Origin of the sequence: Planosporangium thailandense, from assembly GCF_011947195.1 — a bacterium.
In the GTDB taxonomy this organism is placed as follows: Bacteria; Actinomycetota; Actinomycetes; order Mycobacteriales; family Micromonosporaceae; genus Planosporangium; species Planosporangium thailandense.
The window spans coordinates 66,189-84,959 of record NZ_JAATVY010000026.1; the positions used below are offsets into that span (position 1 = coordinate 66,189).

Consider the following 18,771-nt stretch of genomic DNA (forward strand, 5'->3'; position numbering starts at 1 on the left):
GGTCAGACGAAAGCGGAGGCGATGGAGAACGAGCGCGACACCGGCCTACCGGCCAGCATCGAGGCTGCGTGGGGGCTGCGGGGGCGCCCCACGAAGGGGCCCAAACGCGGCCTGAGCCTGGAGCGGATCGTCGAAGCGGCGGTGAACGTCGCCGACGCCGACGGGCTCGCGGCGGTGTCGATGAGTCGGGTCGCCACCGAGCTCGGCGCCTCAACGATGTCCCTGTACCGGTACGTGTCGGCCAAGGATGAACTGCTCGCGCTGATGGTCGATGCGGCGTACGGCCCGCCGCCCGAGCCGGTGCGCCCGGACGAGGGCTGGCGGGATGGGCTTGAGCGGTGGGCCCGGGCCGAGCTGGCCGGGCTGCGCCGCCATCCGTGGGTGGTCCGCGTGCCGATCAGCGGACCGCCGCTGACCCCCAACAGCACCGCCTGGCTCGAAGTCGCGCTGCGGGCGCTGCGGGGCACCCGCCTCACCGGACAGCAGAAGATGTCGGTGATCCTGCTGATCACCAGCTTCGTCCGGAGCTGGGCGGCGCTGGTCGCCGACATCGCCGAGGCTGCTCAGGCAGCGGGGGCCACGCCGGACGATGCGATGGCCGGGTACGGTCGGGCGCTGGCCGGGCTTATCGACCCCGCGCGCTTTCCGGAGCTGAGTGAGGTCATCGCCGCCGGTGCGCTCGACGACGAGGACGAGCCGGAGGACGGCGAGTTCCTGTTCGGGCTCGAGCGCATCCTCGACGGCATCGACGTCCTGGTACGCGCCCGTGGCTGACACCGGCGTGGGGCCCGGCGCGTGCCGGGCCCCAGTGTCGTTCTCGGTGTGACGTCAGTCGTCGTTGTTGGACCGGCTCCAGTCGCGTACCGCGTCGCGGATCCGGTCGAACACCGCGATCGGCGGACCCGCCAGCATGTTGGCGGTGGCCGACGAGCCGGCGCCCGGGTGGGGGCGGGTCGGTGCCGTCGCCTCGGCCGCCTTCAGTGCGCCGGCCATCCGTACCAGCTTGTCGGCCGGAACGGTCCGGCGCAGTTGCAGGAACTCCTCGTTCTCCTCGTGTGTGGCGTGCGCGATGACGTCCTGCGCGAGCGCCTCGAGGCGGGTGTTGAACTCCGGGTGGTCCACTCCCATGTCGTACAGGTCGGAGAGCGCCTGCTTGGCCTCCTGCTCCTCGTGCAGTCGGCTGTCGACCAGCGTGTCACCGCCGTCGATGTTGTGACGCGCGGTCGGGTGCACGACCTCCTCCTCGGCGCTCTCGTGCACCGCCAGCAGCCGGACCAGATCCTCGAACAGTTCGCGCTTCTGCGCTCCCTGCGCGGCCGTCACCTGACTGAACAGGCTCTTGATCTGGTTGTGCTGTTCGAGCAGCAGGTCCACAACGTCTTGTTCCCGAACGTCGGTCACGTTGGTACCTCCGTAACTGTGGATTGACTCGACAGTTGTTTTTCCCTCATCAGCAGTCCGGAAACGGATTCAGGTTGCGGGAGCGGTCGACACCTGACCCGATGCCCGGTGAAGGCGGTTATCCGGGCCGCTCGCGGGAAGTCTGAGCTGGTGCGGTGGAACCAGGGTTGAAGGAGTCCTCGCGATGTCGACAGCCAAGAGCACTCTTACCAGAGTCACGAGCCCACTGACCGACGACGCACGCACGGCGACCGGCAGCGCGCTGCAGGGGGCGCTGGTCGACCTCATCGACCTGCATCTGCTCGCCAAGCAGGCGCACTGGAACCTCACCGGCAGAAACTTCCGCTCGATCCATCTGCAGCTTGACGAGGTCGTGGACGTGGCGCGCGACCACGCGGACACGGTGGCCGAGCGGGCGGTGGCGGTCGGCGTCAACCCGGACGGCCGGGCGCGCACGGTCGCCGACAGTACCCGGGTGCGCCAGCTCGGGCCCGGCTACCTGCCGGATGACGAGGTCGTTGCCGCGGTCACCGACATCCTGGCCGAGATGAGCAAGCGGTTCAGGGAACGTATCAAGACCACCGACGAGACCGACCTGGTGACGCAGGACCTGCTGATCAAAGTTGCGCAGGATCTGGAGAAGCAGCATTGGATGTTCGAGGCGCAGCGCTGAGCCGAGGCGTGGCGTGAACCGACCCGGGCCGGGCGTTCGCCGCATACCGAGTCGCATACCGAGATGGGAGTCGGCATGCGCTCCGACGGGTCGGTTCCCGTCCGGTGCGGCCGGGTCCCTTACGGCACGCGCCGAGCACCGGTGACGGGCCGTCCCGGCGACCGCCTCATTGCCTGACGGTCGTGCGTCGTTTGTCCATCGAGCTGTGCGGGTAACCCGATACCGATCTTTCGATCGGGAGGTGTTGCATGCCCGCCAGTAAGGAGATGCCCGGCACTCTCCGGCGCTCCTCGAAGAAGGCCCAGGAGACCTGGGGGAAGACGCACGACGCCGCCGTCAAGGAGTACGGCGAGGGGGAGCGCAGCCACCGCACGGCATTCGCGTCGCTCAAGCATTCGTTCGAGAAGGTGGGCGACCACTGGGAGCCGAAGGGAAAGAAGGGCCCCAGCGACGCCCAGGCGGCCAGGCGGCGTCCGGGATCCGGCGGTAGGACCGCCGAAGGCGTCGACGCGAACGCGACCAAGGCCCACCTCATGCAGGTGGCGCGCCGGCTCGACATCCGTGGCCGTTCGAGTATGGACAAGGGCGAGCTGGTCGAGGCGATCAAGAAGGCCAACCGGCGCGCGACCCGTAAGGCCAGCGCCTGACGCGACGCTGCCTTCGTGATCGCGGAAACCTTTCCGTGTCCCAGCACGGAAAGGTTTCCGCGATCACGGGAGCACCCTTTGCCCGCCCCTCCCATCGCCGTCCGCGCGCGGACGGCGTCTTTACGTGCGTCGACGGCACGTGCTGTCCTCGGTGGTAAACCGTCCATTCTTACTCGTCGATATTTAGTGATTGACGAGACGAGAACCCCGGGGGACGGTCACCGAGTACCGGAGGTGTTCCATGCGTCGACGCCACGTGCTTGCGACCCTCGTGGCGACGGGCGCCGCTGTCGCGCTCGTCGCCGGGCCGCACACGTCGAAAGCCACCGCCGACTCCAACCAGCTGTACCTCTACCGGGTCCCGGCCACGTCCGAGGCCGCGGCGCAGCGCCTGATCCGCAGCGGGTTCGACGTCCTCGAGAACCGCTCGGGCGCCGACCTGTACGTGCTCGGCGACGACGCGACCCCCGCGGCGCTGCGGTCCGCCGGCTTCACCCCGGCCGGCGCCGAGAAGATCAGGCCGGCCACCTGGAAGGCGCCGTCGACCCGGCTGGTGCCCGGCGCCGCCCCGCCGTCCGTGGCGCCCATCGACGAGACGTACTACGGCGGCTATCACACCGTCCGCGCCCAGTACGCCCACCTCGACAAGGTCGCCGCCGACCACCCCGACCTCGCCACGGTCGTCGACTACGGCGACTCGTACCTCAAGAGCCGCAACCCGGCGACCGGCTACGACCTCAAGGCGATCTGCCTGACCCGCAAGCAGGCGGGGGACTGCGCGCTCGACCCGAACGCGCCCAAGCCCAGATTCCTGTTGATGAGCCAGATCCACGCACGGGAGATCGTCACCGGCGACATCGCGTGGCGGTTCATCGACTACCTCGCCGGTGGCTACGGCACCAACGCGGAGGTGACCGCGCTGCTCGACAGTACCGAGGTCTGGGTCGTGCCCATCGTCAACCCCGACGGCGTCGACCTCGTCCAGCAGGGCGGCAACCGGCCGTACCTGCAACGCAAGAACCTCGACGCGGGTGCGGGGGCCGGCTGCGCCAACCCGCCCACCGCCTTCGACCAGTCCGGGGTCGACCTCAACCGCAACACCGGCAACCACTGGGATACCAGCGGCGTCAGCCACAACGTCTGCAGCCAGACGTACGACGGCCGGGCCGGGGACAGCGAACCCGAGTCCACCGCCATCGAGGGCCTCTTCCGCCGGCTGTACGCCGACCAGCGCGGCCCCGACGACGGTGATGCCGCGCCGGCCACCACCCGCGGCGCGATGATCACACTCCACTCGTACGCCGGAATGAACCTCTTCCCGTGGGGTTGGAGCACCCGCCACACCGCCAACGACGCCGCCCTGCGGGCCATCGCGGCGAAGATGAGCTCGTACAACGGGTACCAGTACGGCCAGCCCGGTGAGATCCTCTACAACGCCTCGGGCACCAGCGACGACTGGTCCTACGGCGAGCTCGGCATCGCGAGCTTCACGATCGAGGTCGCGAGCTGCGGCAGCTTCACACCCGCGTACTCGTGCACCGGCACCGACTTCACCAAGAACCTGCCGGCCCTGATGTACGTCGCTGGTAAGGCGAAGGCGCCCTACCAGCCGTGACGGTCGCCCGCCCCGACCGGCACCGGCCCCACGTCGTGGCGCCGGCCGGGGCGCAGCCGGGCATGCCGCTCGCCCGGGCCCGGCCCGCCGCGCGCGGCGAGCGCGTCGGCCACCGCGCCGGTGGCGAAGCCGTAGGTCGTCTTGTGGGACAGGTCGATGACGAGCTCGTCGCGCGGCCACGTCCACGGCGGGGCACCGATGCCGGTGGCGTTCTCCAGGATCTGGTCGTTGGTGAGGCGGCAGACGGTGAACATCGCCGACGCCCACGGCCCGCGCAGGCCCGCGTTGGCCATGAGGCTGCGCAGGATCCCGAGGAGCGCGCCCTGACCCCAGTGCATGCCGAGGTTCAGCAGGGGTCTGCGGCCGTCGGAGTCCGGCCGGCCCATCAGCCGTGCGAGGGTCCGGCCCGGAACCTGGGAGTCCGGCCGTCCGGTGAGCCGCTGCTCCAGCTTCTCGCTGACCGTCATGGCGGCGCAGCCGGCAGCGCCGGCCAGTACGCCCTGCCAGAGTGACTGTCTGAGCATGGTCACCCTCTCAACGGATCTAGTCCGGGTCGATGGCGTCGGGATGGCCCTTCATGCCGGAGCCGCCACCGCTGCTTCCGTGGGCGCCGCCCGACATACCCGCCTGGTCCTCGGTGATGATGTCCGAATCGGGCAGCTCCTCCCGGAGGTCGCGGTCGGGCTGGACGACCGCGTCGGTCGTGGTGGCGGGGGTGACGTCGGCGGGGTCGGGTTGCCCGTGCCGCCGACGGTCCTTGTCCTGTGTCATCGCGCCTAACCCGCCTTCAGGTAAAACGTCCCGGCTACCCGTGGCCGATCGCGCGAAACCCGCCGCGCACACGGCTGGGGCCCGGGCGGTCGCTGTCGACCACCCGGGCCCCGGCATCCGAGGTGGGTTCCCGCTCAGCCGACGGCGACCGAGCCCAGGTAGCTGGCGGCCTTGTCGGGGCTCAGGAACCAGTGCTGGAAGTCGTTGGGGTCGGAGAAGCCGTTGGCGAAGCGGCGCGCGATGGCCGGGTTGCTCGCGGCGGCACCCAGGATCTGCTGGACGTGCTCGGGCAGCGGCTGCAGCATCGCGTTGGTCCATTCGGTCACCGCGCGGCCGGCGCCCTGCCAGAACAGCTCGAAGGTCTGCACCATCCAGCCCCGGTCGAACGGCTGGTTGCCGTGGGCCAGGATGGACCGCAGGTACGAGGCGGCGCACTTGGACGCGGTGTTGCTGCCCTGACCGGTGATGGGGTCGTTGGCGACCACCACGTCGGCCATGCCCAGCACGATGCCGCCGGACGGCAGCTCGCCCACCGGACGGCGTACGGTCGGGGTGTACCGGCCGGACAGCGTGGCCCGGGCGTCGGTCAGCTCGACGTTGCGGCACCGGTCGTAGACCCACGGGGTGTACTGGCGGGTCAGCTCCAGCGTGCGCTTGAGGTGCTCGGCCGGGTCGAGGCGCTCCTTGAACTGGTCGAGGGGGCCGTCCGGGACCGCCTCCCAGAACAGGATGTCGCACGGCCCGCTCAGCGTGTAGCTGGGGATGACGAAGAGCTCGCCGAGGCCGGGTACCGCGTGGAATCCGACGTGCGGCGCCGGCCACAGCGGGTCGGGCTCCATGCCGTGGACGTACGAGACGGCGAGGCCGCGCTGCGGCGCGGTGTGCACCGACCGCGACGGGTCCCGGTCGAAGAGGCTCACCAGGTCGCCCTTGCCGGCGGCCACGATGGTGAGGTCGTAGCGGCCCATGGCGGTCAGACCGTCCAGATCGGACGTGGTGACACCCTGGTAGTGCACGGTGCCGCCGCGCTGCTCGAACAGCTCCAGCCAGGCGGCCATCTTGACCCGCTGGTCGGTGCTCTGCCCGTAGGCGTCGAGCTGGCCGGGGACGCGCAGGGCGCGCTGGCCCGGAGGCATGGAGAGGTTGACCTCCAGCCCCTCGACCCGCGGCGTCTCGTTCTCCCACAGGTTCAGCCCGTACGCCCGCTCGTGCGACAGCGCGAGATCAAACATGCACTGCGTGCTCATCACCCAGCCGCGGCGGATCTCATCGGGGGTCCGTGCCGACATGATGGTCACGTCGTACCCCTCGGCGAGCAGGCTCAACCCGAGCTGTAGCCCGGACTGGCCGGCGCCGATGATAAGTATTCTCCGCATTGTTGTCGTACCTCCAGGGGTGGTTCTTGCGCTATCGGGCGGTGAGGGCGCCCGTGGGGGAGCTCGCGGCTCGCTTCATGGTGTGTTCCACGACCGCCATCAGCGCCCGCGCCACCGAAGCCGGGTCGCGCGCGTCGCACGTGATGAGGGGCACGTCGGCGGACAGGTCGAGCGCTTCGCGTACTTCCTCCAGGTCATGCGTGAGCATGCCGTCGAACAGGTTGACAGCGACCACGAAGGGGAGGTCGCTGTCCTGCTCGAAGTAGTTGACCGCGGCGAACGACGCCTCGAGGTGGCGCGTGTCGGCCAGCACGAGCGCGCCGACCGCCCCCCGGCAGATGTCGTCCCACATCTGCCAGAACCGCGGCTGACCGGGCGTGCCGAACAGGTACAGCACCAGGTCGGACGCGATGGTGCGCCGGCCGAAGTCCATCGCCACGGTGGTCGTGGTCTTGTCGAGGCCCGGGTCGAGCCGGTCGATCTTCTCGCTGGCCGCCGTCATCCAGGCTTCGGTGTTGATCGGCGGGATCTCTGAAATGGACCCGACGCAGGTGGTCTTACCCACCCCGAAGCCACCAGCGATGACGATCTTCGCCGAGGTCACCATGGTGTTGTCAAGCGAGCTGGCGGAGGCCATCGCGGAGTCTCTCCAGAAGACGGAAGTCGAACGGGGAACTGTAGGCGTCGGCGTGGACGACCAGCCGGTCGGAGGCGGCGAGGTCGTCGACCACCACGCGGGTCACGCCGAGTGACATGCCTGAGCAGGCCGACAGTTCGGCGACCGACTTGGTGTCCCGGGCGTTCTCGTACAGCGTGCGCGCCTCCGGGAGCAGGCCGGCCGCGAAGACCGCGTCGTAGTACGGCACCGACACCAGCGTGTGTACGAGCAGGTGTCTGCGCGTGCGTGTGCGCCCCCCGGTCAGAACGTAGGGCCGCACTTTCCAGTGCGAAGTGGCCACGTGGTTCGCTCCCTTTGCTCTGGCGTGTTCAGTGGGGCAGCTGGCTGGCGGTGATGCGGTGCATCTCGTTGCGCACCTGGGGCGTGAGCACGTGCCCGACGGCGCTGACGAACTGCGTCATGTGGTAGGCGACCACGCGTAGATCGCAGCCGATCGTGGCGGCGACGGCCAGGCCCGCCGACTCGCCCACCCGCATGAACAGCAGGTGCCCGCGGGGCAGCCGGATCGTCATGTACTCCGACTCGCCGAGGTCGAGCAGGGCCGCGCTGCGGTCGGCCATGCTGAGCAGGCCGGCGGTGAGCGCGGCGAGCTGGTCGCCGAGGTCGCGGGGCACCATGCGGGACGCCGCGAGCTGCAGGCCGTCGAGCGACACGATCAGCGCGTGGGTCACGCCCGGAACCTCTTCGGCGAACTGCCGGACGAGCCACGCGCAGTCCTGCGGGCCCCGCGCGGGCTGCTGCGGCGTCGCGCCGTTGCTGTAAGGCATCATCGCGGGTTTCCTTCGGGGTTCTCGGTGGGCGCCGACCACGGCAGGTCGGTGCCGTTGGTCGAGACGTCACCGGTGGCGAAGTCGCTGAAGCCGGCCGCGAACTCGGCGGTCTCGTCCACCCAGGCCTGCCGGTCGGCCTCGCTCTCCGGTGAGGTCCGGGGCTGCGGAGTGGAGCTGGGCTGCGCCGCCGGAGCGAAGCCGTTCACCGAGCCGGCATCGCGCAGGCTTTCGCGTACCCGCTTGGGCAGACCGTTCCCGCTGGTGCCACCGCCGTTGTTGCTGTGGTTGTTACTGCTGCTCACTGGTTCCCGTCGTGCCGGCCGGTCGCCATCGTCGGACGGCTGCCCGTTGATGAGGGTGAGATGTGACGGCGGCATCTGCGCGCTGCCCAGGTACGTGACGTTCGGCTCGGGCTGGCGGTGAGCTGCCTGCGGCCGGGGCGGTGGGGCGAGGGACGCGCCGCCGGGCGCCGGGCGGCCCGCCGGCGCGAGCTCGCACAGCAGCCCGTCGGGGATCAGTACGCTCGCGGTCGTGCCGCCCGACTGCCGGTTGGTGAGGTGTATCCGCAGCTGGTTGGCCATCGCCAGGCGCGCGACCACGACGAGCCCCAGGTGTGAGGCGGGGTTGCCGTCGAGCGGCGGCGCTCCGCCGCCGGACAGCATGGTGTTGAGGGTCGGCAGCAGGTCCGGCTTGATGCCGAGCCCCGAGTCCTCCACGCGCAGCAGCACGCTGCCGTGCTCGGTGATGTACGCCGACACGATCACCGACGCGGTGGGCGGGGAGAAGCGGGTGGCGTTGTCGAGCAGTTCGGTCAGCACCCGGATGATGTCGTCCGCGGCGTACTCCGTCACCGCGAGGTCGACGACGTGTCCGATGTGGACGCGCGGGTAGTACTCGATCGCCGAGGTGGCGGCCCGAATGACGTCGACCAGCGGTGTCGCCTGCGGGTCGGCGTCCTCGACCCGGCGGCCGAGTAGAACCTGCAGGTTCTCCGCCTGCCGGCGGATGCGCGTGGTGGCGTGGTCGATCCGGTACAGCTTCTCCAGCCGGTCCGCGTCCTGCTCGTCGGCTTCGATGGCTTCGAGATGGGTACCCATCTGGTACGCGGACGCGAGGATCCGCAGCGCGAACTGCTCGCAGATGGCGGGCCAGATGTCCTGGGCACGCTCTTCCGGCGGCGGGGGTGGCGCGGCGGCGGTCGTCGCGGGAGCGGCTTCGATGACGCGGTGTGCGGGCATCTCGGCGATGGTGGGGTCCAGCCGCCGAGCCATCCGTTGACGCCACGTGAGTCGCCGACTCACCGCACTACCTCGCGGTATATAACCGACTGTTTCATGATCTTTCGGACCTAAACCCGATCACCTGATCTGACACGATGCAGGAGTCAACCACTACGCGCCGTTAAAGGCAATGTCGCTCTGTCGGCCTTCCGACTGTTTCTGCAGGTCAGAGTGGTGGCCGACCGGAGGCGCAGACTGTGGGCATTGCCATACCGTACGCCACGCCGTTACGTCTCGACTACGGAACGCAGTTTTGGTATAGAACTGCCCCGTGTCCCCTGCTCGGGGGCCTCGGGTGATTGAACAACGTGAATGTAGCATGTCCTGAGTGGCTCATCCACAGTGGACGACGTTGGCTGCTGAGCGCGTGCGACGGTCGAGGGCGTAAGCGCTGTCGAGGGCTGGAGGGCCGTCGAGGGGCCGTCGAGGGCTGTTGCGGGCGGGCGGCGGGCGAGCGGCGGCAGGTGGGCGGCGGCAGGTGGGCGCGAGGAATCAGGTGCGGCAGAGGACCTCACCGTGCAGCAGGGAGATCCAGCCATCCCGGTCGGCGGCCCAGGTCCGCCAGCCCTGCGAGATCCGGCGCAGGTCGGCCTCCGTAGCCGCGCCCGACGCGACCGCCTGGGTCGCCATGTCGGACTTCAGGATGCGCTCGGCCCACATCCCGCCCCACCACGCCCGGTCGGCCGGTGTCGCGAAGCACCAGGTCGTCGACGTGGCGGTCACGTCGTCCATGCCGGCGGCGTGCGCCCAGGAGAGGAGCCGGCGGCCGGCGTTCGGCTCGCCGCCGTTGGCCCGGGCGACCCGCAGGTACAGGTCCAGCCACTCGTCGAGTTCGGGCAGGGCCGGGTACCACGCGAAGGCCGCGTAGTCGCTGTCGCGGACGGTGACGATCCCGCCCGGCCGGCACACCCGGCGCATCTCGCGCAGCGCCCGCACCGGGTCGCCGACGTGTTGCAGTACCTGGTGGGCGTGGACCGCGTCGAAGGTGTCGTCCGGGAACGGCAGCGCGTGGACGTCGCCGGTGGCGAACTCGACGTTCGACTGACGGCGGGCGGCCGCCTCGGCCCGGGTGAGCCCGAGCGCTTCCGCGGTGACCTCCAGGGCGGTGACGCGACCCGGTGCGACCAGGGCGGCCAGGTCCACGGTGATGGTGCCCGGGCCGGAGCCCACGTCGAGCAGGCGCATGCCGGGGCGCAGGTGCGGCAGAAGGTGGGCGGCGGAGTTCTCGGCGGTGCGCCACCGGTGGGACCGCAGGACGGACTCGTGGTGGCCGTGGGTGTATACGGCTTCCTTCGCTGCCATCGGTGCGCCCCTCGTTGATCGCTGTGATCGTTCCACCGTAGCGAGCATCTCGTTAATTGGGACTGTGTTCTCAATTATTGGGAAGACGGGTTCCGTAACAGCTTGCGGAGCGCGGCGAACAGGGCGGGCGCGTCGACCGAGTCGGGCTCCAGCAGCCACTGCAGCTGTAGCCCGTCCATGGCGGCGACCAGCAGCGCCGACACCTCCTCCGGGCTGAGCCCGTCGGGCAGCGCGCCGCCGAGCTCGGCGCGCACCGCCGCCGCGGCGCCCCGGCGCAGCTCCGCGTACCGCGCCACGAAGAAGGCGCGCGCCGGATGGTCGTCGGTCAGGCTCTCCGCGGCGAGGATGGCCAGGGATCTGACCACATCCGGCCGGGTCGCGCCGTACGCCATCAGCGCGGCGAGGTGGTCCAGCGCCGCCCCGTCGCCGGGGGGCGCGCTGAACAGGCGGCCGGCGTCACGCTCGTCGAAGAGCTGGAGAACCGCGAGGAGCAGCGTCTCCTTGTTGGAGAAGTAGTGCAGCACACCCTGCTGGGTCAGGCCGGCCCGCGCGGCGACGGCCGACAGTGAGGTGCCCCGGTATCCGCGCTCCGCGAAGAGGTCGAAGGCCGCGCGGAGGACGTCGTCGCGGCGGTTGCGTGAACGCCCGGACCGGCGTTGGTCCGCCGGGTGCCGGTCGCCCCGGTGCCCGTCCGGCTGGGTCATGAGGCTCCCTCAAGAGATCTTGGTCGGTTGTCGAAGGGAGCCTAGTTGGGCGGATACATCACGTACAGGTAAAGTGACCGACCTACTACTCGGTAGGTCGCGCGGGATGCGCGGTACCGCGCCGTACCCCTCGGTGCGGGTCGACAGGAGGTCGGCTTGGTGTCACACACGTCCATGGCTGCTCCGGTTGGAGCTTCGTCCGCCGGGTTCACGCCCCCGACCAGCGCAGACGCCGCCCCCCAGGCGGCGTCTGCGGCTGCTACTCCCGGCTTCATCGCCCGCTTCGGCGTGGCGAGCTTCGCCAACTGGCTGGCGCTGCTCACCCCGGTGGTCGTCACCCTCGCGCTGCGCGTCCAGGCGGTCGACCCGGCTCACAAGGAGCGCAGCCTCGGCCTGGTCCTCGGTGTCGGGGCGTTCCTCGCCACCGTCGCCAACCCGCTGGTCGGCCGGCTGTCCGACCGGACGATGTCCCGGTACGGCCGGCGCCGGCCGTGGCTCGTCGTCGGCGCCCTCGGCGGCGTGGTCGGCCTCGGGATCATCGCCGTGGTCCCGTCGGTTCCGGCGATCCTGATCGGCTGGTCGATCTGCCAGCTGGCCTTCAACGCGGTCCTCGCCGCGCTCACCGCGGTGATCCCCGACCAGGTGCCGGTCGCGAGCCGGGGTCGGGTCTCCGGAATCTTCGGCCTCAGCCAGAACGCGGCGGTGATGGCCGGCGCGTTCGTCGCGCAGGCGTTCGCCGGCCACTCGGTGCCCCAGTTCCTGGTCCCCGCCGTCATCGCCGTCCTCGCGATCGGTGTGCTGGTGTTCGGGCTGCCGGACCGGCGGCTGTCCCGGCGCCCGCAGCCGTTCTCCGTCCGGGAGTTCATCGGCAGCTTCTGGGTCAACCCCGTACGCCACCCCAACTTCGCCTGGGCCTGGTTCACGCGGTTCCTGGCGATGTTCGGTACCGCGATCCCGCAGGCGTACCTGGTGTACTTCCTGCCCACCCGCCTCGGCACCAGCACCGGCCAGGTAGCCGGTCAGGCCGCGGAGCTGATCACCATCGCGTCGGTGTGCACGCTGGCGATGGCGGGCATCGGCGGCTGGGTCTCCGACCGGACCGGCCGGCGCAAGGCATTCGTCATCGGCGCCGCCGTACTGATCTCGGCCGGGCTGTTCCTGCTCGCGATCGCGCCGACCTTCGCGGCGATCGCCGTGGCGGAGGTCGTCTTCGGGCTCGGCAACGGCATGTTCCTCGCGGTCGACCTCGCGCTGGTCACCCAGGTCCTGCCGAGCGCCGAGACCGTCGGCAAGGACCTGGGCGTCATCAACATCGCCAACGCGCTGCCGCAGTCACTTGCACCCGCGGTCGCCCCTGCCGTGCTGCTAGCCGGCGGGTACTCGCTGCTGTTCGCCGTCGCCGCGGTCAGCCTCGTGCTCGCCGCGGTCCTGGTCACCAGGATCAAGGGAGTCCGCTAGGAGAACTTCATGATCGCGGAGACTTCTCCGTGCTCCGACACGGAAAAGTCTCCGCGATCATGGGAGGGACCGGGCGTTTGTCGCCCACCGGGCGGGGTACCGCGCCACAGGACGGCCGACGGAAGGGGTTCGTCGTGGCCAGGCCTCGGATCGTGATCGTGGGCGCCGGCTTCGCCGGCTACTACGCTGCCCGTACCCTGTCGCGGCTGGCCCGGGGCAGAGCCGACGTCGTGATCATCAACCCCACCGACTACTTCCTGTACGTGCCGCTGCTGCCGGAGGTGGCGGTCGGCCTGCTCGAACCGCGCCGGGTGACCGTGTCGGTGCCGGACACGCTGCCCGACGTCCGTCTCATCCTCGGCGAGGTCGACGACGTGGACCTCGCCGAGCGGCGGGTGCGGTGGGTGAACCCCGAGGGCCGGCGCCACGAGATGGGTTACCACCGGCTGGTGCTGGCGGCGGGCAGCGTCAACAAGTTGCTGCCGATCCCCGGGGTGACCGAGCACGCGCACGGCTTCCGGAACCTGCCGGAGGCCCTGTACCTGCGCGACCACGTCACCCGCCAGGTCGAGATGGCCGACACGACCGACGACCCGGACGACCGCCGGGCACGGACCACGTTCGTGGTCGTCGGCGCCGGATACACCGGCACGGAGGTGACCGCGCAGGGCGTGCTCTACACCGACCTGCTGTACCGGCGCCATCCCAACCTCGCCGAGTGCCGGCCGCGCTGGCTGCTGCTGGACATCGCGCCGCGGATCCTGCCCGAGCTGGACGAGCGGATGTCGCGCGCGGCGGAGCGGGTGCTGCGCGACCGCGGGGTCGACGTCCGACCCGGGGTGTCCGTGGAGGAGGCGACCCACGAGGGGGTACGGCTCACCGACGGCAGCTTCGTGGCCACCCGTTCGCTCGTGTGGTGTGTCGGGGTGCGCCCGGACCCGTTGATCCAGACGCTGGGCCTGCGGACCGCGCGGGGCCGGATGGTGGTGGACGAGTACCTCAACGTGCCCGGCCATCCCGACGTGTACGCCTGCGGGGACGCCGCCGCCGTGCCCGATCCGGCCCGGCCCGGCGAGTACACGCCGATGACGGCACAGCACGCCGAGCGCCAGGGCAAGCTGGTCGCCCGCAACATCGCGGCCTCGTACGGGATCGGCCAGCGCCGGGCGTACACCTACCGGGCGCTCGGCTTCGTCGTGGATCTCGGCGGCAGGGACGCCGTGGCCAACCCGTTCCACGTGCCGCTGTCCGGGCTGCCCGCCAAGCTGATCACCAGCGGGTACCACCTGCTCGCGCTGCCGGCCGGCCGGGCGCGCGTAGCCGCCTCCTGGGCGCTCAACGCCCTGCAGCCGCGGCAGACCGTACAGCTCGGGGTGATTGCGGCGCACGAGGTGCCGCTGGAGACGACGCCGGCGCAGGTGGCGGCCACGGGGCGTTGACACCCGGGCCGGCGCCGACCGTCGTGCGGTGCGGATGGGGTGGCGCGGGGGAGCGGCTGGGTTGCTCGGCTAAGCTCGCCGACCCGGCGGCCAAACGTCATGGCATGGACACGCTGTACGCGACCGCAACGCCGACCGTGGTCGCACCCGGCGACGCGAAGGCGCGACGGTTCCTCGACCACCTGATGGCGCGGGTGGGCGTCGACGGGCTCGTCGCCGCGCTGCGCCACCCGGAGTTGCTGACGCTCGTGCGCCTGCACGCCGCCGAGGTGCGCGACAGCGTCGCGTTCGACGCGGTCACCGTCGAGCCGGTCGCGCTGGCCGACTACGCCGCCGAGATCCTGGCCGACGGGATGCGCACCGGCCGCCTGTTGCCGACCGAGCCGGGCGAGGTGGACTGGCGCGAGGCCGAGTGGTACCTGCTGCGACTGGTCGCGGTGTGTGCGGTCGCCGCGGAGTCCGACTGCCTGTGACCTGCCCTCGCGGGAGGTTTGCCGGCTGCGACGCGCGGGAAGCGGACGATGGTGGTCTGTTGCCCATACGCGATTTCCGCCTGTCCCGCGGCAGCCGGCGCGTCGCGGTAGGAGGCCGACATGCGGCTGCCCGAGGGCCTGTCGACCGTCGTGGTCACCGGACAGTACCTGCACCCGGACGGGCGGCCCTGCCGCGGCACGATCCTCGTCGAACCGGAGCCGGCGCAGCTTACGGACGCCGAACGGGGACTCGTCGTCCTGGGTAAGGCGGAGGCACAGCTCGACGAGTCCGGCCGCTTCACCTTGGAGCTTCTCGCCACCGACGCGGCGGGCATGCGCCCCGGCGGCTGGCACTACCGGGTGACCGAGCGGTGGTCGGACGCCCCGTGCCGCACGTACTCGCTGGCCCTGCCGGCGACCGAGGCAACCGTCAACCTGCCGGCCATGCCGCACCTCGGCGACGGCGGGCACCGGCCGGCCCGCGCGGCGGACGAAGAGTCCGCGGCCGGAGGCTCCGTCGCCAGAGGCTCCGTGGCCGGAGGTTCCCCGGTCCGGGGAGACGAGCGGGCCCGTGCGCCGGAGCCGGGCCGCGACCGAGCGGGCCGACCGCACCCGGTGGCCCCGGCGCCGGCCATCGCCGGGCCGGTCGCGGCGGACCCGCTGATCTGCAACGCCCACGAGTACGGCATCGCCGGCGACGGCGTCACCAACGACCAGCCGGCGCTGCAGGCGCTGGTCGACTCCCTGGGCGCCGCGTACGCCCGGGACGGTCGGGGCCGCGTCATCTACTGTCCGCCCGGCAGATACTCGGTCGAGGACGTCGGGACGGTGTGGCGCAGCGGCGTCTCCCTCGTCGGCGCCGGCCCCGGCGTGACGCGGTTCCTGCTGTCCAACCCCGGCCGGGCCGGCGACCCGGTGCCGCTGGCGTACTTCACCGCCCTGCAACACGGCGCGGGCCGTGACAACCATCTGGCCGACTGCACCTTCGCCCGCTTCGAGATCGACGGCGCCGCGGTGCACCTCGAGCGGTACGACGTCCTCGCCAAAGGGCTGGGCATCCAGTACATGGTCCGGGCCCGCTTCCGCGACCTGTACATCCACGACACCGGCGCCACCGGGCTCGGCTGCGACTTCCTGCAGGACACGATGATCGAGAGCGTGCTGGTCGAGCGGTGCGGCCGGCTGGACACCGGCGAAGAGATGGGCGGAGCGGGGATCGGCATCGGCATCGGCGGCTGGGGCGGCGTCGAGCGGTTGACCATCTCCGACTGCACCGCGGTCGGCAACGGCACCAATGGGATCTTCCTGGAGCTGCAGCGGGACATGTGGCCCCCGCCCCGTGGCATCCGGATCGTCGGCTGCCACGCCGAGGGCAACCGGTACGGCATCTCCGACTGGGGCGCCGACGGGCTGATCGTCTCGTCCTGCACGATGATCGGCAACGTGGAGGCCGGCTACGACGTCTCGGGCCTGGGCACCTCCGGGGTGGCGGGGCGGGGCGGCACCGTGGCCAACTGCGTGATCGACCGCAACGCCGGAGACGGGCTCGGCATCGGTAACACACCGGGGCCGTACTCGTTCACCGGCAACCGCATCACCGGCAACGGCCGGTACGGCTACCGCCAGCACGACACGCCGAACACCCGCCCGGTGCCGGCGAGCGAGGTGGCCCTGATGGGCAACGTGATCCGGGACAACGGGCTGGACGGCATCCGGGTCGACGCCGCTCTCGTCGACGGCGCCGTGGTCGACAACCGGATCTGCGGCAACGGCCGGCGGTCCGCGCCCGCGACGTCCGGGGCCGGCGACACCGTCACGTACGGGGCGGTGCACCTGGTCGACCGCGCCGCCGACTGGCTGCCGGGCGGCCACGTCGGCAAGTGGGTCACCGTGGACGGGCAGCGGGCGGTCGTCGTCGACAACACCGCGACCGAGCTGTTCCTGGCGCCGTACCGGCCCGGCGCGACGACGGCGTGGCGGCGTGGCCTGCCGCGCGCCGGAGCCCGCTACAGCCTGCCGGACCCGCCACCGGCGCGGGCCGGGATCACCATCGGCGCCGGCACCACGAGCCTGACCGTCCGGGGTAACCGGGTCTGGGACAGCCAGCACCCGCAGACCCAGACGTACGGCCTGTGGATCACCGATACCGGCTCCTGCTCCCACGCCTGGTTCGAGGACAACAACCTGGAAGGCAACGCGGACGCCGCCGCCCGCTTCGACACCGAGCCCGCCGGCGGCTGCTGGGGCGACAACCACGGTCTGGACGACCGGCGCTGACGGGAATTCTGTCCGGTCGTGCAGGTGGTTTCCGGGCGGACGGCGAGGGTAGTAGACGCCCGTCCATCGCGGACGTTCACGGCGAACACATCTCACGGCGACTCGAGGCGGGTGGTGCTATCTCGCCGGTACTTTTCGGATTCCGGCGTTCCGGCCTCCTCCACGCGCTGCTTCGACGGCAGGGTGCCCAGGCGATCTCGTTCGCTGACGGGGCGCCCGTGGCATATCGCTGGCGGCGCTGTTGTGACCGGACCGGAACTCGCGCGGCAGGCAGGTGGGTGGGGTATCAGCCGCGGGGCAGTGTCTCTCATGCCAAGGGGACCGGCGATGGTGAACGAACGGGTTCTCACGGTCGGGGTGTTCGGCTCGTACGGCGGGCGGAACCTCGGCGACGAGGCGATCTTGACCAGCTTGTTGGCGGATCTGCGACGCCGCAGGCCCGACGCGCGCATCGTGGTGCTGTCGCGCAACCCGGAGTACACGCGTGGCGCCTTTCCCGAGGTGCAGACCGAGGGCTGGCAGGGAGTCAACCGCGAGCGCATGGCGCAGGTGTTACGCCAGCTCGACCTCCTGGTCCTCGGCGGCGGCGGGATCCTGTACGACACCGAGGCCCGCCGGTACCTGCGGCTGGTCGCCGCCGCGCAGGGGCGGGGCGTGCCAGTGTTCGGGTACGCGCTGGGCGCCGGCCCGTTGACCGAGGAGCTCGACTGCGCGATGACCAGGGACGTCATCGGGCGCTGCATCGAGGTCACCGTGCGCGACGAGGAGTCGAGGCTGGCGCTGGAGGAGGTCGGGGTCGGCTGCCCCGTGACCGTCACGGCCGACCCCGCGCTGCTGCTGGAGCCGGAGGAGTTCACCGGTGATCCCGTACAGGGGGAGGCGATACCCGACAGCGGCCGGCGGCTGGTCGGCATGAGCCTGCGCGAACCCGGACGGGCGGCGCAGCATCTCGACGTCGACGCCTACCACCAGCTCCTGGCCCACGTCGGTGACTTCCTGGTCCACCGGCTGGACGCGCATGTGCTGTTCGTGCCGATGGAGCGCCAGGACATCAGCCACGCGCACGCGGTGCTGTCGTACATGACCACCGTGGACCAGTGCCGGGTGCTGCACGGCACCTACCGGCCCCAGCAGATTCTCGGTCTGATGCGCCGGATCGACCTGGCGGTGGGCATGCGACTGCACTTCCTGATCTTCGCGGCGATGTCCGGGGTGCCGGTGCTGCCGTTGCCGTACGCCGGCAAGGTCTTCGACTTCGCGCAGCAGATCGGCGCGCCGGCGCTGAACGGCGTGGTACGCGAGGCGTGCGGCCCGCTGATGGCCGAAGTGGACCGGCTGTGGGACGAGCGGCCGCTGCGGGCCAACGCCACCGCGGCGCGGGTGGCGATGCTGCGCGAGCGCGCCGCCGAGACCGGGCAGCGGCTGTGTAAGCACCTCGACCGGATCATGCCGGCGCCGCTGCCTCGCGGGGACGATTTCAGCGAGGACGGCGTCTCGACCCTCAGCGCCGGGCGGGCCAGGCCCCGCGTCGGCGCGTACCCGATGGCGGAGGAGCTGGGGCGGTGAGCCGATCCGCTCCGTCAGCGGTTGCGGCCGGGGTCAGGGCGGCAGCCGGCTGAGCTATTCGTTGCCATTGCAACCAACCGGCAACTTTACGTAACCAGAAGCGACACCCGGAGTAGTTGAACGTTTCCCTCGTCCGCCGGTGAGCCGTCACGGCCGCCGCCACGAGGGGAATCAGATGACCACTCCCACCGTCACCCACGAGCCGAACCGCGTCGAGGATCTGGTGCGTGCCCACCTGCCGCTGGTCGGCCACCTCGTGCGTGAACTGCTGGGCCGGCTCCCCGCCCACGTCAGCCGCGAGGACCTCGGCTCCGCCGGCATGGCCGCCCTGGCCACCGCC

At 71.0% G+C, this 18,771-nt stretch carries 18 protein-coding genes and 1 pseudogene; 9 read left to right on the forward strand and 10 right to left on the reverse strand.

Features of this window, described 5'->3' with window-relative positions; all coding sequences use genetic code 11:
- Nucleotides 1–21: 21 nt before the first annotated feature.
- Nucleotides 22–774, forward strand: a complete 753-nt coding sequence (locus HC031_RS26150; RefSeq protein WP_167928078.1) for a TetR/AcrR family transcriptional regulator — start codon at nt 22–24, stop codon at nt 772–774.
- 54 nt (nt 775–828) lie between these two features.
- Here HC031_RS26150 and HC031_RS26155 read toward each other — a convergent pair whose 3' ends face one another.
- Nucleotides 829–1,401 carry a hemerythrin domain-containing protein gene (locus HC031_RS26155; RefSeq protein ID WP_167928079.1) on the reverse strand — a complete coding sequence of 191 codons (573 nt, stop codon included), beginning with the start codon at nt 1,399–1,401 and terminating at the stop codon, nt 829–831.
- Between the two features lie 184 nt (nt 1,402–1,585).
- Between HC031_RS26155 and HC031_RS26160 the strand changes: the two genes are divergently transcribed.
- The 3 genes from HC031_RS26160 (at nt 1,586) to HC031_RS26170 (ending at nt 4,336) form a co-directional block, all read left to right on the forward strand.
- The gene (locus HC031_RS26160; RefSeq protein WP_167928080.1) at nt 1,586–2,074 is read left to right on the forward strand and encodes a Dps family protein; all 489 of its coding nucleotides are present in this window, start codon (nt 1,586–1,588) and stop codon (nt 2,072–2,074) included.
- A 248-nt stretch (nt 2,075–2,322) separates the two neighbouring features.
- Complete coding sequence (locus HC031_RS26165; protein WP_167928081.1) at nt 2,323–2,721, forward strand: ChaB family protein; 399 nt, start codon at nt 2,323–2,325, stop codon at nt 2,719–2,721.
- Between the two features lie 241 nt (nt 2,722–2,962).
- The gene (locus HC031_RS26170) at nt 2,963–4,336 is read left to right on the forward strand and encodes a M14 family zinc carboxypeptidase (RefSeq protein WP_167928082.1); all 1,374 of its coding nucleotides are present in this window, start codon (nt 2,963–2,965) and stop codon (nt 4,334–4,336) included.
- Here the strand turns inward: HC031_RS26170 and HC031_RS26175 are convergent.
- The 9 genes from HC031_RS26175 to HC031_RS26215 all read right to left on the reverse strand — a co-directional run bounded on the left by HC031_RS26175 (nt 4,324) and on the right by HC031_RS26215 (nt 11,218).
- Nucleotides 4,324–4,860, reverse strand: coding sequence for a hypothetical protein (locus HC031_RS26175; protein ID WP_167928083.1), 537 nt, complete (start codon nt 4,858–4,860; stop codon nt 4,324–4,326). The two genes, HC031_RS26170 and HC031_RS26175, sit on opposite strands and share 13 nt — an antisense overlap.
- Nucleotides 4,861–4,879: 19 nt before the next feature.
- Nucleotides 4,880–5,107: a hypothetical protein gene (locus tag HC031_RS26180; RefSeq protein WP_167928084.1), complete on the reverse strand. Its 228-nt coding sequence runs from the start codon at nt 5,105–5,107 to the stop codon at nt 4,880–4,882.
- A 134-nt stretch (nt 5,108–5,241) separates the two neighbouring features.
- Complete coding sequence (locus tag HC031_RS26185; protein ID WP_167928085.1) at nt 5,242–6,483, reverse strand: styrene monooxygenase/indole monooxygenase family protein; 1,242 nt, start codon at nt 6,481–6,483, stop codon at nt 5,242–5,244.
- A gap of 31 nt (nt 6,484–6,514) precedes the next feature.
- The gene (locus HC031_RS26190) at nt 6,515–7,120 is read right to left on the reverse strand and encodes a GTP-binding protein (RefSeq protein ID WP_205863262.1); all 606 of its coding nucleotides are present in this window, start codon (nt 7,118–7,120) and stop codon (nt 6,515–6,517) included.
- Entirely contained in the window at nt 7,098–7,442 is a 345-nt protein-coding gene (locus tag HC031_RS26195) for a DUF742 domain-containing protein (RefSeq protein WP_167928086.1), read from the reverse strand. The genes HC031_RS26190 and HC031_RS26195 overlap by 23 nt, the downstream gene beginning before the upstream one ends.
- A 28-nt stretch (nt 7,443–7,470) precedes the next feature.
- Nucleotides 7,471–7,932 (reverse strand): roadblock/LC7 domain-containing protein, encoded by a 462-nt coding sequence (locus HC031_RS26200; RefSeq protein ID WP_240943026.1) that lies wholly within the window; start codon nt 7,930–7,932, stop codon nt 7,471–7,473.
- Nucleotides 7,929–9,203, reverse strand: coding sequence for a sensor histidine kinase (locus tag HC031_RS26205; protein WP_167928087.1), 1,275 nt, complete (start codon nt 9,201–9,203; stop codon nt 7,929–7,931). The genes HC031_RS26200 and HC031_RS26205 overlap by 4 nt, the downstream gene beginning before the upstream one ends.
- Before the next feature lie 501 nt (nt 9,204–9,704).
- Nucleotides 9,705–10,514, reverse strand: coding sequence for a class I SAM-dependent methyltransferase (locus HC031_RS26210; protein WP_167928088.1), 810 nt, complete (start codon nt 10,512–10,514; stop codon nt 9,705–9,707).
- 74 nt (nt 10,515–10,588) lie between these two features.
- The gene (locus tag HC031_RS26215; RefSeq protein ID WP_167928089.1) at nt 10,589–11,218 is read right to left on the reverse strand and encodes a TetR/AcrR family transcriptional regulator; all 630 of its coding nucleotides are present in this window, start codon (nt 11,216–11,218) and stop codon (nt 10,589–10,591) included.
- A 174-nt stretch (nt 11,219–11,392) separates the two neighbouring features.
- On the opposite strand from HC031_RS26215, the gene HC031_RS26220 reads away from it, so the two are divergent.
- The 5 genes and pseudogenes from HC031_RS26220 to HC031_RS26240 all read left to right on the forward strand — a co-directional run.
- Nucleotides 11,393–12,676 (forward strand): MFS transporter, encoded by a 1,284-nt coding sequence (locus HC031_RS26220; RefSeq protein WP_167928090.1) that lies wholly within the window; start codon nt 11,393–11,395, stop codon nt 12,674–12,676.
- A gap of 134 nt (nt 12,677–12,810) precedes the next feature.
- On the forward strand, nt 12,811–14,115 hold the full coding sequence (locus HC031_RS26225) for an FAD-dependent oxidoreductase (RefSeq protein WP_167928091.1): 1,305 nt from the start codon (nt 12,811–12,813) through the stop codon (nt 14,113–14,115).
- A gap of 104 nt (nt 14,116–14,219) precedes the next feature.
- A complete protein-coding gene (locus HC031_RS26230) occupies nt 14,220–14,588 on the forward strand; it encodes a DUF6401 family natural product biosynthesis protein (RefSeq protein WP_167928092.1) in 369 nt (122 codons plus the stop codon).
- Between the two features lie 615 nt (nt 14,589–15,203).
- Nucleotides 15,204–16,865: a right-handed parallel beta-helix repeat-containing protein gene (locus HC031_RS26235; RefSeq protein ID WP_338090839.1), complete on the forward strand. Its 1,662-nt coding sequence runs from the start codon at nt 15,204–15,206 to the stop codon at nt 16,863–16,865.
- A gap of 327 nt (nt 16,866–17,192) precedes the next feature.
- Nucleotides 17,193–18,284 (forward strand): annotated as a pseudogene (locus HC031_RS26240) (polysaccharide pyruvyl transferase family protein); the annotation flags it as partial.
- Nucleotides 18,285–18,771 lie beyond the last annotated feature (487 nt).

What these genes read in the sequence shown, in the direction of transcription:
- HC031_RS26175 (WP_167928083.1), bottom strand. Translation starts at nt 4,860, where the DNA reads ATGCTCAGACAGTCACTCTGGCAGGGCGTACTGGCCGGCGCTGCCGGC.
- HC031_RS26170 (WP_167928082.1), top strand. Translation starts at nt 2,963, where the DNA reads ATGCGTCGACGCCACGTGCTTGCGACCCTCGTGGCGACGGGCGCCGCT.
- HC031_RS26190 (WP_205863262.1), bottom strand. Translation starts at nt 7,120, where the DNA reads ATGGCCTCCGCCAGCTCGCTTGACAACACCATGGTGACCTCGGCGAAG.
- HC031_RS26215 (WP_167928089.1), bottom strand. Translation starts at nt 11,218, where the DNA reads ATGACCCAGCCGGACGGGCACCGGGGCGACCGGCACCCGGCGGACCAA.
- HC031_RS26165 (WP_167928081.1), top strand. Translation starts at nt 2,323, where the DNA reads ATGCCCGCCAGTAAGGAGATGCCCGGCACTCTCCGGCGCTCCTCGAAG.
- HC031_RS26185 (WP_167928085.1), bottom strand. Translation starts at nt 6,483, where the DNA reads ATGCGGAGAATACTTATCATCGGCGCCGGCCAGTCCGGGCTACAGCTC.
- HC031_RS26150 (WP_167928078.1), top strand. Translation starts at nt 22, where the DNA reads ATGGAGAACGAGCGCGACACCGGCCTACCGGCCAGCATCGAGGCTGCG.
- HC031_RS26230 (WP_167928092.1), top strand. Translation starts at nt 14,220, where the DNA reads ATGGACACGCTGTACGCGACCGCAACGCCGACCGTGGTCGCACCCGGC.
- HC031_RS26210 (WP_167928088.1), bottom strand. Translation starts at nt 10,514, where the DNA reads ATGGCAGCGAAGGAAGCCGTATACACCCACGGCCACCACGAGTCCGTC.
- HC031_RS26220 (WP_167928090.1), top strand. Translation starts at nt 11,393, where the DNA reads ATGGCTGCTCCGGTTGGAGCTTCGTCCGCCGGGTTCACGCCCCCGACC.
- HC031_RS26180 (WP_167928084.1), bottom strand. Translation starts at nt 5,107, where the DNA reads ATGACACAGGACAAGGACCGTCGGCGGCACGGGCAACCCGACCCCGCC.
- HC031_RS26205 (WP_167928087.1), bottom strand. Translation starts at nt 9,203, where the DNA reads ATGGCTCGGCGGCTGGACCCCACCATCGCCGAGATGCCCGCACACCGC.
- HC031_RS26160 (WP_167928080.1), top strand. Translation starts at nt 1,586, where the DNA reads ATGTCGACAGCCAAGAGCACTCTTACCAGAGTCACGAGCCCACTGACC.
- HC031_RS26200 (WP_240943026.1), bottom strand. Translation starts at nt 7,932, where the DNA reads ATGATGCCTTACAGCAACGGCGCGACGCCGCAGCAGCCCGCGCGGGGC.